We start from the raw sequence: 15,952 nt of genomic DNA, 5'->3' as shown, positions 1-15,952 counted from the left end.
GGTTTATCGTTTTGATTAGGTTGAGATTACGATACACCAAACTTAACTAAAATACTTTGCATCCGGAGAATGATATGCAATTAATTTTGATTATTATTACTACTACACTGATTTTTCGGCCATCTCCAAATATTATATCCTATCTTAGCTCCTATGCATATCAGACAGGCAAACAACAACGATTATCAGGCCATATCCATTCTTCTGCAGGAGGCATTTAAAGAAGAAACTCATAGTGACCATAGAGAACATCTTCTCGTACAACGACTCCAAGGCTCAACTGCATTTATCCCTGAGCTTTCCTTAGTTGCCGAACTTAACCATCAGATTGTCGGCTATATTCTATTGACCAGAATCCGCATTGTAACCCCATTAGCTGAAGGGGTCTCCGCTCTAGCATTAGCACCGGTAGCCGTAAGCCCATCCCATCAGCGAAAAGGAATAGGTAGTCGTTTGATAAATTATGCTCACGAGACAGCCCGAAATCTAGGATTTGGTTCCGTAGTAGTATTAGGCCATGAAGACTATTACCCAAGGCTAGGCTATAAAATGGCCAAAGACTACAATGTCAGTTTACCTTTTGATGTGCCCGAGAAGAACTGCATGATCCTAGAACTACAGGAAGATGCACTGAGGGGACATAGTGGTCAGGTCATCTATCCAAAAGAATTTATGGGATAATCTATTATTCCTTTTCTAACTCCAAAAATGCCTGAGGTAGAGACCGAATTATATCCGAAGGTAAAAGACTATAAACACCTGTTTCTGCTACCGCTATATCCGCAGCCCTTCCATGTAGGTATACCCCCATGACCGCAGCTTCCTTTGTCGAATATCCCTGCCCCAGCAAGGCCGTCAAAATACCCGTCAGTGCATCACCACTCCCTCCCGTCGCCATCCCCACATTACCTGTACTGTTAAAATAAACCCGTCCATCCGGTAAGACAATCGCACTATTAGCCCCTTTAATCAAGACGCACAGGTTATATTGACTGGCCAACAACCTTGTTTTTTCTATCTTATGCCAATCATCATTCCAATCTCCTATAATCCGTTTCAATTCCTTGGGATGCGGTGTCAGGATACTCCGCAGGGGAATCGATGCCAACAGGTCGGATTCTTGTGCCAATACATTCAGCGCATCAGCATCCAGTACCATTGGAATCGACGGCGCGGCAGTCAGAAATTCACGGAAAGCCGTTTTTGTCTTTTCCTCCGTCCCCATACCTACACCCAATCCCATAGCTTGGTAAGGAGCTATATCGGGAAAAGAAGATATCAGGTTCTCCTGCTCATCTGTAATCAACATGGCCTCCGGCACAGCCGTCTGCAGTATGCTGTACCCACAGCGCGGCACATACGATGACAATAATCCGCACCCCGAGCGTAGCGCTGCTTTCGACGCCAGCTGTACAGCTCCGATTTTACCATAGCTCCCCCCCATAAGCAGCACATGACCAAACACCCCTTTATGTCCAAATTTCTTACGCCTTTTATAGAATGGCTGTATATCCTCCTTCGTCACATAGATACTATCCGATGTCACGCGAGCCATTGCCTCCTCGGTCAGACCGATATCCAATACCTCAAATCCCTCAAAAAAAGATTGGTTATCCGGCATCAGTAGCGCCAGCTTTGGACTCTGAAAAGTCAATACCTCATGCGCATACACCACCGGGCAACCTATCGGTGTAGGACCGTCGGACGACAGTCCAGAAGGCATATCTACCGCGATGACCTTACAGCCCGAGTTATTTATTTGCCCAACGATATTATGCCAGGAATCATCCAGTCCACGTTGCATTCCATAACCAAATAGACAGTCCAGGATTATGGCATCGTCTGGTATGTCTAGCTGATCTTCAGGCGCAAACTTTTGTATCAATGAAACAGGATTTCGCTTTTGGGCATCTTTATTATCTTGCGAATAGGATGTAGCGTCTAGAAGATACAGGCTTACCTTGGCCTGTCGCTGCCTTAGATATTGCGCCAGCACCAGCCCATCTCCACCATTGTTCCCTTTTCCGCAAACAACCACAAAACGCTCCTTCGACAAAACATACCTGCTTTCCAATGCCGATAAGAGCACACCTGCTGCACGCTCCATCAGCTGAAAACTGGAAACACACTGCTGTTTAGCCGTCTCCCCATCCACCCAAGCCATCTGCTCTGCTGTAAAGATTTTTGTCATCGCCAATCTATTATTATTCTATTTTGCTTTAATATAATCAATCACCGCTATTACATCCTTCTCGCCCAATCCCGCCTGTTGGGCAGCATTATACGTATCTAACAATGGTCTGGTCAATGGATAATCCGCGCCAGCCTCCTGCGCCAGCAGTACATCTTTGAGCATCAGATCCAATGCAAATGCTGGGCTGTAATCATCTTTCAATAACAACGGTGTCTTCACTTTTGTAGCACCACTACCACTTGCACTTTCATTGATAATTTCTAACATATCCTCCCGTGATACCCCTAGGCTACCAGAAAAAAGAACCGTTTCGGCCAGTCCTTGATATAGTATTGACAAAAAATAATTGATGGACAACTTTGCCGCTATCCCCTGTCCATTTGCACCCACATGCTTCGTAAGCTTACCCATTCTTTCAAAATAAGGCATAGCACGTACCACATCAGCATCCTCACCTCCAGCCATAATAATCAATGTCCCTTCTTTAGCTGGCATTGTACTGCCTGCTACAGGAGCATCCACAAATGCCCCTCCATTCTCTCGTATCCTCATGGCCAATTGTTGGCTCAACTTTTGAGAAATGGTACTCATATCCACGAACAGCTTTCCTTTGATATCTTGCTTCATAACAACCTCGTATACCGCCGACACTGCTGCATCGTTGGTCAGCATTGTAAATACAATATCATTCGTCGCCACCAGACCTTCTATATCGGGAGAGATCGCCGATTGCTCTGCAAACCCGGCTGTTCTACTAGTGGTTCTATTATATACCGTCAGTGGAAACCCTGCTTTTTCCAGATTTTTTGCCATGGGATATCCCATATTACCCAACCCTATAAATCCTATATTTTCCATAATTAGATCCTTTTCTATATACGCTAGTATACAAAATTTTCCGTATACATCCCTACATTTCCATTGATTATCTTTCGAAGAATAGTTCCAGTATAATAAAAGATATTTTTGTCTTCTATAAAAGAATACTTACCTTTGGTGTATAAATCATCATAAGGATCAATAAGAGTACCATGGAAATAATATCTCTTTTAGAAAATGTGACCTATGCAGAAAACCATCCTGCAGCTCAGGTTCTGATCAACAATGCGTATAGCAAAGAAATCCGGATTACATTTCGGGAAGGTCAGGAGATGAAAGCCCACAAAGCGCCTTATCCTATTGTTATCGAGGTTGTAGAAGGATATATAGATTTTGGAGTAGAGGATCTGCGTTACCCACTTCCCAAAGGTTCCCTCATCACCCTGGAGGGCAACATCGTACATGATCTTAAAGCCACCGCCGACAGTATCGTACGCCTTTCCCTTTACAAGGGAGACCAGATTGAACGCGTTCAACAAGTAGCAAAAGGCAGCTAATCCATGGGACTATTTTCAAAAACATGCGAGTATGCCATGCGGGCAGTCTTCTATATCGCGAGTCATTCTCTTGATGGAAGCCGTCCGGGTATTAAAGAGATAGCCGAGAACATCAATTCACCGGAACATTTTTTGGCCAAAATACTTCAAAAACTTAGCAAAGGAGGAATTGTCTCTTCTATCAAAGGTCCCAATGGTGGTTTTTTCATTGAACCCCAAGGACTCAACCGTCCCTTAGCTGATATTATCACCTGTTTAGAGGGCGACCAGATATTTACAGGCTGTGGTATGGGATTAAGCTACTGCTCCGAAAGCAATCCCTGTCCCCTGCATCACGAATTTAAGAAAGTAAGAAATCAACTCACACACATGCTCTATCAGACAACCATCGGCGAATTCAATGGCGAATTGCGCGCTGGCGCGCTTACATTGAACAAGTAGTATTTTTTTAAGCCAATAAAAGACAAAAATATCCACTATAACAACACCCTGATAATAACAAAAATCAAGCACCCAAATAAAAGACAAAAATATCCTTTAATAATTTAATATATCATGACAACAGAACAAATACAACTCGTCAAAGGTACAGTTCCAGTATTAAGAGAACATGGTGTCTTATTGACTACCCACTTTTACAAGCGTATGTTTGAGCACAACCCCGAGCTCAAACATGTATTCAATATGGGCAATCAACAGAATAGCAAGCAACAGACTGCTTTGGCCATGGCCGTATTAGCGTATGCCGAACACATCGAAAACCCTTCTGTACTGATGCACGCGGTAGATCATATCGGACAAAAACACACGAGTCTTGATATCCGCCCAGAACATTATGCTATTGTTGGTCAACATCTGATTGCTTCAATTTCTGAAGTCCTAGGTGATGCTGCCAGTCCCGAACTACTCGATGCCTGGACACTCGCTTACAATCAACTTGCAGCGATCATGAGTGGTCACGAACAGCAGCTCTACGATACACAAACGGCCAAAAAAGGAGGCTGGACGGGATGGCGCCCCTTCATCATCAAGGATAAAATCAAAGAATCGGCCGAAATCACTTCATTTTATCTTTATCCCTCGGATGGTGGTGCTGTAGCGGACTATCTACCGGGACAGTTTATAAGCCTGCGTCTATTCCTGCCCGAGCTCAACCTATTACAGCCCCGCCAATACAGTATTTCCTGCGCACCAAATGGTCAGTACTACCGTATTTCTGTCAAACGTGAGGCCGGCAGCCAACATCCAGACGGTATGATCAGCAACCGTCTGCACGACGCTATCAATCCCGGTGATATAGTCGAACTTACTGCTCCAGCCGGCTCCTTTGTACTCAATAGAAAGACTTTATCCCGCAAAATTTTTATCAGTGGCGGTGTCGGTCAGACCCCTTTATTGTCTATGCTCGAAGATATCGTTGACAACCCCAAGGAACAACAGATCCCCATTACCTGGATCCATGGCTGCCGCAGTGAACAGGTTCATGCTTTCAAAGATAAAATCGCTGAGATCAGTGTTTCTTATAGCCGCTTAGATCAGCATATTTTCTATGAGAACATACCATCCGAAAGGGAAAACTTTTACCAGGGGCGTGTCGAATTATCCCTATTAAAGGAAGAGATTATCAGCTCTCAAGCAGACTACTACATCTGTGGTCCCGCCCCTTTCATTACTAAACATTACGAATTTCTGATCGAAAAAGGCATACCTCAACATGCTATTCATTTTGAAGAGTTTGGACCAGCCTCACTACAATTAAATTAGTGTATATTTGTAAAATTTTTGAACCGAACCACTAACTATAGAAGGGGTTTCTGCAAGGTATGACATACACTCCTCCCCGAGTACAATATCCTGTAGAACCCCTTTATATTGCAATTCACCTGCTATTTCCGTCTTGTTTATTCTGTGGATTTTCTCTAAGTTTAGCCCACAATAAATTATATCAAACTTACGATGATAGAAGTCAGACCGAACCCATCCATGCTCGCCCATCAAGGCAGTTATGGTGAATATGGAGGAGCCTATATCCCTCCTGTATTAGAAAAACAACTGCAACAACTTGCTGACTTTTTTGACAGTGAAACCCAAAAAGCAGATTTCAACGCCGAATTCATACAGTTACTAAAAAACTATGTAGGCAGACCTTCGGCATTATTTCATGCAAAAAATCTGAGCGCACATGTCGGTTCCAAGATATACCTCAAGCGTGAAGACCTGAACCATACGGGATCACACAAGATCAATAACTGTATCGGTCAGATCTTGCTGGCCAAAAGAATGGGAGCCCAAGAGATCATTGCCGAGACCGGTGCAGGTCAGCATGGCGTTGCAGCCGCCACCGCTGCTGCTTTATTGAATATTCCCTGTAAAGTATTTATGGGAGCTATCGATGTCGAACGTCAAGCCCTGAATGTGAGACGTATGCGTTTATTGGGAGCCGAAGTCATTCCAACAGAGCTAGGCAGCAAAACACTCAAAGACGCCGTCGATGCTGCACTGGGTTATTATATTGAAAACCCTACTTCGTTTTATTTATTGGGATCGCACGTAGGGCCGCACCCCTACCCCAAGATGGTCGGTTACTTTCAATCCGTCATCGGACAGGAGGCGCGTCAGCAGATTCTAGAATTTGAAGGCCGCTTACCCGACAGCATCTTTGCTTCCGTAGGTGGTGGTTCCAACGCAATCGGCCTCTTTTCCGGATTTTTAGAAGATACTGACGTAACTATCCATGGAGCCGAGGGGGGAGGTGATGGTACTTACCCAAATACCGCTGCTACCCTATCATTTGGAAAACCTACCGTATTTCAGGGGACACGTTCTTACTGCTTAGTGGATGACCATGGCGAGCCTATCCCATCCAAATCAATTGCTGCCGGACTCGACTATCCTGGGATATCCCCACAGCACGCCTATCTCAAAGATACCAACCGTGCACACTACTACCCGGTTACGGACCAAGAGGCCATCGATGCTTACAAATTATTATCCCGTCTAGAGGGAATAACAACAGCTATCGAGAGTGCTCATGCCGTTGCTTTAGCTATTAAGTTATTGAAAGATAAAAACGAGTTGGCCATTGTCAATGTTTCCGGCAGAGGAGATAAAGATGTCGAGCGCGAGATGTAAATGTTTTTGAATATTTGTGCGGTTCCAAATCCGCACAAATATTTATTAACTTTACCCCATGGCAATACTAACGAACAAATTTGACACGCTGCACAATACAGCGCCATTTTCACACATAAAGAACGAAGATTATATCCCAGCTTTTGAAGAAGCCATCCAAAAAACAAAAGATGAGGTAGACGCCATCGTACACAATCCCGCTTCGGCTACATTTGAAAATACGATAGAAGCCATGGCCTTTTCGGGCATGACTTTAGACCGTTTATCCAGCATATTCTTCAACCTGCATTCGGCCGAGACAAATGACGAACTCGAAAAGATCGCACAGGAAATAGCTCCAAAACTCTCCGAACTGAGCAATGATATCACGCTCAACTTTGACCTTTTCAAACGCATACAGCAGGTATATGACCAACGTGCAAATCTAGACCTCACAGCAGAACAGTATACCTTACTAGAGAAATCGTATAAAGACTTTGCACGTAATGGTGCACTATTGGAAGGGCAGGACAAGGACGAACTCCGTAAAATTGATACAGAACTCGCTATTCTAAAGTTAAAATTTGGTGAAAATGTACTAGCCGAAACCAATGCATACCAACTATTGATCGAGAACGAGGCTGATCTCTCCGGACTGCCCGAAGGTGTAATCGAAGCCGCAGCAGCATTAGCTGCGAGTCAAGATAAACAAGGATGGTTATTTACATTAGACTACCCGAGCTATATTCCCTTTGTCACTTATGCCGACAATCGCGAACTACGCCGTGAGATGGCATTAGCGGCAGGACGTAAAGCATTTCAGGACAATGATTACAACAATGAAGAGCATGTAATCCAGATCGCTCAGCTCCGATTCAGAAGAGCGCAACTACTGGGATACAAGACCCATGCCCATTTTGTGCTAGAAGAACGCATGGCACAGTCTCCGGACAAAGTCAACGAATTTTTAGCTGACTTATTAGAAAAAGCCAAACCAGCAGCACAGCGCGAGTTCCAAGAGCTTTCTGATTTTGCAAAAAAACGCGATGGCATTACCCAACTTGAAAAATGGGACGGAGCCTACTATTCCGAAAAACTAAAGCAAGAACGCTTTAATCTGGACGACGAGAAGTTAAAACCCTACTTTCAATTAGAAAAAGTTTTGGCCGGAGCCTACGAAATAGCAAAGCGTCTATATGGTCTACATTTCAAAGAAATATACAACATCGATAAGTACCACGAAGAAGTCCGGACCTTTGAAGTCAGCAATGAAGCCGGTGAGCTAGTCGCTGTTTTTTATACCGACTTTTTCCCACGCAGAGGCAAACGTAATGGCGCTTGGATGACTTCTTTCAAACCCCAGTACCGTTATCAAGATACTGAAGAACGTCCGCATGTATCTATCGTATGCAATTTTACACGCCCTACTGTCTCCAAACCTTCATTACTCACTTTCCAGGAGGTCACCACCCTATTCCACGAATTTGGTCATGCCCTACACGGCATGCTGGCCGACACCACGTATCCTGGATTATCAGGGACATCGGTATATTGGGATTTTGTGGAGCTGCCGAGCCAGATCATGGAAAACTGGTGCTATGAAGAGGAAGCCTTGGCTTTATTTGCCAAACATTACCAGAACGGCGAGAATATCCCTATGGAACTGGTCGAGAAGATCAAAGAATCCGCGTCCTTCCTAGAAGGAATGGCTACCTTAAGACAGATTAGTTTCGGTCTATTAGACATGGGTTGGCATGGAGCCGATCCGACCACCATCACATCACTTAAGGCTTTCGAAAACCAAGAGTTTGCCTCCACAAAGCTTTATCCCGATGTCGCCGAGAATGCCATGAGCCCAAGTTTTTCCCATATCTTCAACGGAGGTTATTCGTCCGGATACTACAGCTATAAGTGGGCTGAGGTACTCGATGCCGATGCATTTGCCTACTTTAAAGAGCATGGGATATTCAACAGAGAAGTCGCTACAAAATTCAAGGATACCGTTCTTTCCAAAGGAGGCACAGAGCATCCTATGGACCTCTATCTACGTTTTAGAGGTCAGGCACCGCAGGTAGAGCCGTTATTAAGAAGAGCAGGCTTACTAAAATAACAGCATAAACCGATGAAGCAGATTACAAACAACCTCCTCTTTCGCATTGTCGTTGCTATTGCATTAGGTATAGGTGCAGGCTATATCATACCGGAATCATTAGGTCGTATTTTTACGACCTTCAATTCTCTATTCGACCAACTGCTTAAATTTTTGATCCCACTGATCATAGTGGGATTAATTATCCCTGCTATTGCTAAACTAGGCAAGACAGCTGGTAGCCTCCTGCTGATCACCGTTGGAATAGCTTATGGATCTACTCTATTTGCCGGTTTCTCTTCCTATTTTGGTAGTATGGCCGTATTTCCTTCATTGATCAATGGACAGGCTGCTGGTACCATTGAAGAATCAACAAAAACACTCTCCCCTTATTTCACGCTTAGCTTCCCTCCTCTGTTTGATGTGATGAGCGCACTGGTTTTCGCCTTTCTTATCGGTATCGGCTTAGCACGTTTAGAAAATTCTACGTTAGAACGGGTAGCCATTGATTTTGAAAAGATAATCTCTTTCTTGATCGAGAAGCTGATCATTCCTATTCTTCCGATCTTCATTTTCGGTATATTTCTGGATATGACCTATTCAGGCAAAGTCGGAATGATATTGGATGTATTCATCAAGATCATCGGTGTTATTTTTGCCATGCATATTCTTCTCTTGATTATACAGTTTACCATAGCTGGGTTTATCAGCCGAAAGAATCCCTTTCGTCTACTGATGACCATGATGCCTGCTTATTTCACCGCTCTGGGGACGCAGTCATCTGCAGCCACCATTCCGGTCACCTTAGCACAAGCCAAGAAAGCCGGTGTAGCGGAAGATATTGCCAATTTTACGGTACCCCTCTGTGCAACTATCCATCTCGCAGGGAGTATGCTCAAGATTGTCGCCTGCGTTGTTGCTTTGATGCTGATGCAGGGTATGCCTATCGATACCTTCCAAATGGCCGGTTTCATCTGCATGCTCGGTGTCACCATGATTGCCGCTCCTGGAGTACCCGGTGGGGCCATCATGGCCGCTATAGGAGTAATCGCTTCTATGCTAGGATTCGATGCACCGAGCCAAGCACTGATGATTTCCCTCTACATCGCTATGGATAGTTTTGGTACCGCCTGTAATGTCACCGGAGATGGCGCGATAGCGGTGATTGTAGATCGTATTTATAAGCGGAGGATGTAGTCTTGTTATCGAGTGAATGTGTTATCTAGTTATCTACTTAACTTGTTCACCTGATAACTTGTTAACTCCATCATATATCCTGCGCTATAGCATAACCTGCTGCCCATGCCCATTGGAAGTTATACCCTCCGAGCCAGCCCGTGACATCCACAGCCTCTCCTCCGAAATATAGTCCGGGGTACTTTTTAGCCTCCAGGGTCTTAGGGTGAAGCTCAGCCGTAGAGATTCCTCCACGCATAACTTCTGCCTTATCGTACCCCTTATCACCAGCAGGCTTAACCTTAAATTGGTGAATAGTATCAACGACCAGTTTAGCGTCAGCTTTGCCCAATGAGGCTATTTTCACATCGACGGGCAGAAACTTTCCCAAGGCATCGACCATCTTCTTCGTAAAATAACCTTGCAGCAACTGCCCCACGGTACGTTTACCGCCGGCACTCCGTTCCTGCGCAATCAGTTCGCTCAGTTTAAACATCGGCAGCAAGTCCATCGTAAAAATCTCTCCCGCCTTCCAGTAGGAAGATATCTGTAAAATTGCAGGCCCACTCAAGCCCCAATGGGTAAATAGAATATTTTCTTCGAATGAAATTTTATCGTTATATACCCTAGCGTATACAGAGTTGCCCGATAATGAGGCATACCATTCGGCATCTTTGCCAGTGATAGTCAGCGGCACGAGAGCCGGAGCTGTCGAGACCACTTCCATGCCCAGTGTCCGCGCCGTACGTAATGCAAAATCAGAAGCCCCCAGTTTAGCAACCGGCAAGCCCCCTGAAGCAAAAACTATTTTCGCAGCAGCAAGAGATTCCACCCGCCCTTCACGCTCTACGGTCAATACATAACCAGCATCACCTTGTTTCAGCTCTTTTACCAAAGTATTTAACCAGATATCCTGTCCGGTATCATATAGCAGCTGTGTAAACGTAGCAACAACATCTTTAGCCTTATTAGATATAGGAAAAAGCTGCCCAAGAGTCTTCTCCTGTCCTTTAATATGCCCGAAGTTTTCAAAAAAAGCAATGGTATCCTCCACGGTCCACTGTGCGAATACCGCATTCAGGAATTTCGGATTGTCCGACACAAAATTGTCCGTAGAAGTGTATAAGTTGGTATAATTACAGCGTCCTCCACCTGAGATCAGTATTTTGGCACCGGGTTTATCATTCCGTTCCAACACTAATGTCTTCTTCCCCAGCAGGCCCGCCTGCACCGCACACATCAATCCACAGGCACCAGCACCTATTATAATAGCGTCGTAGTTGTTCAATTTTTTTATTTGTTATAAAGGTGAGGGAAGTTATGACGGTGAAGAAGGTTAATAGATACATCACCACATTCACCTACTTCACTATTATCACCTTTTCTAGCCAGATATCAACTCGCCTTCAGTTTTCATCGTTCGTTGTTCTGCCCATGACTGTTCTGCCAGTTCCAGGACACGGATTACATCCCGCGCTTGTTCGGGCTTAACAAAGAGTTCCTCCACTCCCAATAGCGTAGCGACAATATTTTTATAGAAATCCTGGCCGGTACCGATTTCACTCAACACATACTCTTCCACATCCTGTCCATCTTCCAATAAAGATAGCTTTCCCTGTATCGAAGCAGGCTCTACCCCCCAATTGGGGTCACCTTCAGGACGGGCTCCTGCGCGCAACAGATTCTCCTGCGGATCTACGCCGCGTTTTACAAAACACCCGTTCATACCATAAATTGCAAATCTAGGCGTAGGTTCTTTTGCCAGCATCTGCCCTTTCAGAGACACTTTAAGACCTGGGTAGGACAAAATAAATTCAAAATCATCGATTGCCTTAGCCCCATCACGCTGCGCCCTTAAGTCAGCAAAAACAGCGTCGGGATGTCCAAACAGCTGCATAGCCTGATCAATCAAATGAGCACCAAGGTCATAGTGTATTCCCGATCCGGGAAGTGCGGCCTCACGCCACGCCCCCTCCCGCAAGAAGTTACGGAAGCGGTCAAAACGCGCTTCATAATGTACTACACGTCCCAGTCTTCCCGAGGCCAGTACTTTCTGTACAGTTTTAAAGTCCGAGTGAAAACGCGCATTATGATGTACCGAGAGCAACAATCCTTTATCTTTTGCCAAAGCAATCAGAGCATCTGCTTCTGCCGATGTATTGGTAAAAGGCTTTTCAACAATCACATGCTTCCCTGCCTCCAATGCCGCCTTGGTGAGGCTGTAATGTACATCATTAGAAGTCGCTACTACCACGATATCCACTTCAGGATCCTGGATAATATCATCTGACGACAATACCCCTATGGCTTCGGGATAGCGTTCGGCTAGCATTTTTTGCTGCTCTTCCTTGCGAGCAGTCACTTTATATAATTCAAGATTTGGATTACTAGCGATAAAAGGGGCATGAAACACATGTCCACCTATCGAAAATCCAATCAAACCAACTTTAAATTTCTCCATTTGTTATCTTGTTAACATGTTATCCAGTTATCTTGCTTGGCCCGACATAGTCTGGCTTGTCCAGTTGTCTTGTTAACTTCATCACTTGTTAACTCGATAACTTTCTAAATTACATCCGCTCCGGTACCTCGATTCCTAAGAGACGCATCCCCTCGGCGATGGTACGAGCTGCTGCTACCGATAAATGCAGGCGGAAGGTCTTTACGTCCTCCTTTTCGGCCTTAAGAATACTCTCCTCGTGATAGAATTTATTGTACAATTTGGCCACTTCATAGGTATAGTTCGCTATTTGTGCGGGGCTAAACTCATTTGCTGCCATCTCCACCACGGCAGGGTAGTTCGCCAGCACCTGGATCAGATCCCTCTCATAAGAAGAGAACGAGGGAGGTATTAACCGGGGAGTCGCATTGTCAAATGCCGCTTTGCGCAGCACCGACTTGATACGGGCATGTGTATATTGAATAAAAGGACCCGTATGTCCCTGAAAATCTACAGACTCTTTGGGATCAAACAGTAACCTCTTTTTTGGATCCACTTTAAGTAAGAAGTATTTAAGAGCTCCCATACCAATAGTATTATACAGCGTATCCTTTTCCTCTTCCTCAAATCCTTCTGTCTTACCCAGCTCTTCGGTACGTTCTTTGGCTGTCTCAATCATCTCATCCATCAGGTCATCCGCATCTACGACAGTCCCTTCCCTAGACTTCATCTTGCCCGATGGCAGATCGACCATCCCATAAGAAAGATGGAACAGACCATCGGCCCATGTCTTCCCTAATTTCTTCAAGATCATAAATAATACCTTGAAGTGATAATCCTGCTCATTCCCGACGACATAGATCGATTCATCCATGTGGAATTCATCATATTTAAGCTGAGCAGTTCCCAGATCCTGTGTAATATACACCGACGTCCCGTCCCCACGGAGCACCAGCTTTTGATCAAGGCCTTCATCTGTCAGGTCAATCCATACCGAATTGTCTTCCTTTTTGAAAAACACACCTTTTTCCAGCCCTTCCTGAATAATATCTTTTCCCAGGAGATAGGTATCTGATTCGTAATAGTACTTATCAAAGTCCACCCCCAGTTGTTTATACGTCTTAGCAAAACCTTCATACACCCATCCGTTCATCGTCTTCCACAGCGTGATCACGCTTTCATCACCTGCCTCCCACTGCTGCAGCATAGTTTGCGCAGCCTTCATCAACGGGGCGTTCTTTTTTGCCTCGTCTTCCGACTGCCCTTCTGCCTTTAAAGCTTCGATTTCCTTCTTGTATTCTTTATCAAATACCACATAGTACTTACCGACCAGATGGTCCCCTTTTATGCCAGCCGATTGTGGAGTCTCTCCATTGCCCCAACGCTGCCAGGCCAACATCGACTTACAGATATGAATACCCCTATCATTTACCAGGTTGGCTTTGACCACCTCATAACCGTATGCCTTCAGGATCTCTGCCACCGAATAGCCTAAAAGGTTGTTACGGATGTGTCCCAGGTGCAATGGTTTGTTGGTATTGGGCGAAGAATATTCGACCATGAGCTTCTTTCCATTTTTCGCAAACTGACCAAAGCCATCCTGCAATATTGTATCATTCAACATCGCTATCCAGTACGCATCCGACAAGCTTACGTTCAAGAACCCTTTGATCACATTATAAGCCGCTATCTCCGGAATACGTTCCTGCAAATAAGCACCTATCTCCATTCCGGTCTGCTCCGGTGATTTTTTTGAGAATCGTGTGACAGGAAAAGTCACAATAGTAATTTGCCCTTCAAATTCTTTGCGGGTTTCCTGCAAAGTAATCTGAGAATCTGGAATATCGGCGTCATAAAGTGACTTTACCGCCGCTACCGTCTCTTGGACGAGCGTAAGTTGTATAGAGTTAGCCATGTAAATATTGTGTAATATCTGTATCTCCTTGATAATGAACAGAAAAAATAACACCCAAAGTGTTTAGGTATTCATTATGAAAGTATATCTTTGCCAAAAATAATAAAAAATGCAGAGCTATCAGGAATTTCTTGACTTAAGTGTTGGTTTTCCGCAAGACGGATTCGAAATAATCGACGACGAATTGTACTTCCATGATTTGAATTTGATGGAAATGATAGAGACGTATGGAACTCCCTTGCGGTTTACCTATCTACCTATTGTCAGCAAAAAAATTCAACAGGCGAAGATTCTTTTTCAAACCGCTATCCTTAAACACGACTACAGGGGGTCGTACAAGTATTGTTATTGTACCAAATCTTCGCACTTCAAACATATCGTAGAGGAAGCCCTTAAAAACGATATCCACCTGGAGACTTCATCGGCCTTTGACATGCCTATGATTGACTCCCTTGAACGAGCAGGAACGGTTACCAAGGACATTACGGTCATCTGTAATGGTTTTAAAACCTACCAGTACAAACAGTACATCATCGACATGATACACGATGGGTATAAGAATATCATTCCCGTACTCGACAATAAGGAAGAGTTCAATCTATATGATGACGAGATCGAACTGGACGAACCCTGTGCACTCGGTATACGTATCGCCTCAGAAGAGCAGCCCGATTCGCAGTTTTATACATCGCGTCTAGGGGTGCGTATAGAGGATGTGATCGACTTCTACAACAATAAGATCGCAGACAACCCCCATTTTAAAGTAAAATTATTACACTTCTTCATCAACTCCGGTATATCGGATACCCCTTACTACTGGAATGAGTTAGAGAAGTATGTGACTTTATACTGTAAGTTCAAGAAGGTAAATCCCGAACTGGACACGCTAGATATCGGCGGTGGTATGCCTTTCAAAGATTCTTTGGTACACGACTTCGACTATGAATATATGGTCAACGAGATCGTAAACCGCATCAAACAGATCTGTGCGCACCACGAAGTCATGGAACCGGATATCATTACCGAGTTTGGCAAATATACTGTAGCAGAAGCTTCCGGCATCCTGTACAAAGTATTGGGCCGTAAACAACAGAATGACCGCGAAAAATGGTTTATGATCGATGGTTCATTTATCACCAATCTACCGGATGTATGGGCATTGAATCAAAAATATATCCTATTGCCGATCAATAACTGGGATTCAGAATACGAACGCGTCAACCTTGGAGGGATTACATGCGATGGCCAGGATTATTACAACCAAGAGGCACATATGAACTCGGTGTTCATGCCCAAAACACGTAAAGTACAATATTTAGGTTTCTTCCATACGGGAGCTTACCAGGATGTATTGAGCGGTTATGGAGGTATTCATCATTGCTTGCTTCCATCCCCCAAGCATGTATTGATACGTCGCAATAGAGACGAGACATTCAACTACGAAGTATTTGGCGAGGAGCAAAACTCCAAACAAGTCATGAAACTTTTAGGTTATCAATAATCAACATAAAAAGGGGCATGCGATGCAATGCCCCCAAAAAGTTAGACACTTTCTGGGGGCATTTTTATGAGAAAAAACAAAAAACATAGTTTGGAATTCAAACTTAGTATTGTCGATCGGATCGTTCAAGGTCACGGTTCAGTAAGAACC

13 protein-coding genes are annotated in these 15,952 nt (G+C 44.4%); 8 read left to right on the top strand and 5 right to left on the bottom strand.

All coding sequences use genetic code 11. The annotated features are described in order from the left end of the window. Positions 1-153 precede the first annotated feature (153 nt). The gene (locus tag JKG61_RS00065) at positions 154-681 is read left to right on the top strand and encodes a GNAT family N-acetyltransferase (RefSeq protein WP_202100958.1); all 528 of its coding nucleotides are present in this window, start codon (positions 154-156) and stop codon (positions 679-681) included. A gap of 4 nt (positions 682-685) precedes the next feature. Here the strand turns inward: JKG61_RS00065 and JKG61_RS00060 are convergent, their stop codons facing one another. Together JKG61_RS00060 and JKG61_RS00055 are read right to left on the bottom strand one after the other, a co-directional pair. Beyond that, on the bottom strand, positions 686-2,191 hold the full coding sequence (locus tag JKG61_RS00060) for an NAD(P)H-hydrate dehydratase (protein WP_202100957.1): 1,506 nt from the start codon (positions 2,189-2,191) through the stop codon (positions 686-688). Between the two features lie 18 nt (positions 2,192-2,209). Further along, positions 2,210-3,070 carry an NAD(P)-dependent oxidoreductase gene (locus JKG61_RS00055; RefSeq protein ID WP_394371064.1) on the bottom strand — a complete coding sequence of 287 codons (861 nt, stop codon included), beginning with the start codon at positions 3,068-3,070 and terminating at the stop codon, positions 2,210-2,212. A 155-nt stretch (positions 3,071-3,225) separates the two neighbouring features. Here JKG61_RS00055 and JKG61_RS00050 point away from each other — a divergent pair, with 155 nt between their 5' ends. The 6 genes from JKG61_RS00050 (at position 3,226) to JKG61_RS00025 (ending at position 9,967) form a co-directional block, all read left to right on the top strand. Continuing rightward, on the top strand, positions 3,226-3,570 hold the full coding sequence (locus JKG61_RS00050) for a cupin domain-containing protein (protein WP_202100955.1): 345 nt from the start codon (positions 3,226-3,228) through the stop codon (positions 3,568-3,570). 3 nt (positions 3,571-3,573) lie between these two features. Further along, complete coding sequence (locus JKG61_RS00045) at positions 3,574-4,011, top strand: RrF2 family transcriptional regulator (RefSeq protein ID WP_202100954.1); 438 nt, start codon at positions 3,574-3,576, stop codon at positions 4,009-4,011. A 114-nt stretch (positions 4,012-4,125) separates the two neighbouring features. Next, on the top strand, positions 4,126-5,334 hold the full coding sequence (hmpA, locus tag JKG61_RS00040) for an NO-inducible flavohemoprotein (protein ID WP_202100953.1): 1,209 nt from the start codon (positions 4,126-4,128) through the stop codon (positions 5,332-5,334). A gap of 192 nt (positions 5,335-5,526) precedes the next feature. Then, positions 5,527-6,702: a tryptophan synthase subunit beta gene (trpB, locus tag JKG61_RS00035; protein ID WP_237249318.1), complete on the top strand. Its 1,176-nt coding sequence runs from the start codon at positions 5,527-5,529 to the stop codon at positions 6,700-6,702. A 58-nt stretch (positions 6,703-6,760) separates the two neighbouring features. Next, entirely contained in the window at positions 6,761-8,791 is a 2,031-nt protein-coding gene (locus JKG61_RS00030; RefSeq protein ID WP_202100952.1) for a M3 family metallopeptidase, read from the top strand. 12 nt (positions 8,792-8,803) lie between these two features. After that, positions 8,804-9,967 carry a dicarboxylate/amino acid:cation symporter gene (locus JKG61_RS00025; protein ID WP_202100951.1) on the top strand — a complete coding sequence of 388 codons (1,164 nt, stop codon included), beginning with the start codon at positions 8,804-8,806 and terminating at the stop codon, positions 9,965-9,967. A 70-nt stretch (positions 9,968-10,037) separates the two neighbouring features. Here the strand turns inward: JKG61_RS00025 and JKG61_RS00020 are convergent, their stop codons facing one another. The 3 genes from JKG61_RS00020 to argS all read right to left on the bottom strand — a co-directional run bounded on the left by JKG61_RS00020 (position 10,038) and on the right by argS (position 14,301). Then, entirely contained in the window at positions 10,038-11,234 is a 1,197-nt protein-coding gene (locus JKG61_RS00020; protein WP_262896184.1) for a BaiN/RdsA family NAD(P)/FAD-dependent oxidoreductase, read from the bottom strand. Positions 11,235-11,330: 96 nt separating this feature from the next. Next, positions 11,331-12,407: a Gfo/Idh/MocA family oxidoreductase gene (locus tag JKG61_RS00015; RefSeq protein WP_202100950.1), complete on the bottom strand. Its 1,077-nt coding sequence runs from the start codon at positions 12,405-12,407 to the stop codon at positions 11,331-11,333. Between the two features lie 109 nt (positions 12,408-12,516). Further along, positions 12,517-14,301: an arginine--tRNA ligase gene (argS, locus tag JKG61_RS00010; RefSeq protein WP_202100949.1), complete on the bottom strand. Its 1,785-nt coding sequence runs from the start codon at positions 14,299-14,301 to the stop codon at positions 12,517-12,519. Positions 14,302-14,410: 109 nt separating this feature from the next. On the opposite strand from argS, the gene JKG61_RS00005 reads away from it, so the two are divergent. Then, positions 14,411-15,802, top strand: coding sequence for an arginine decarboxylase (locus tag JKG61_RS00005; protein ID WP_202100948.1), 1,392 nt, complete (start codon positions 14,411-14,413; stop codon positions 15,800-15,802). Positions 15,803-15,952 lie beyond the last annotated feature (150 nt).

The sequence above is a fragment of the Sphingobacterium faecale genome (genome assembly GCF_016746095.1).
Classification (GTDB): domain Bacteria; phylum Bacteroidota; class Bacteroidia; order Sphingobacteriales; family Sphingobacteriaceae; genus Sphingobacterium; species Sphingobacterium faecale.
Note: the sequence above shows the minus strand (reverse complement) of the source record. Positions and strands in the feature narration are given on the sequence as shown.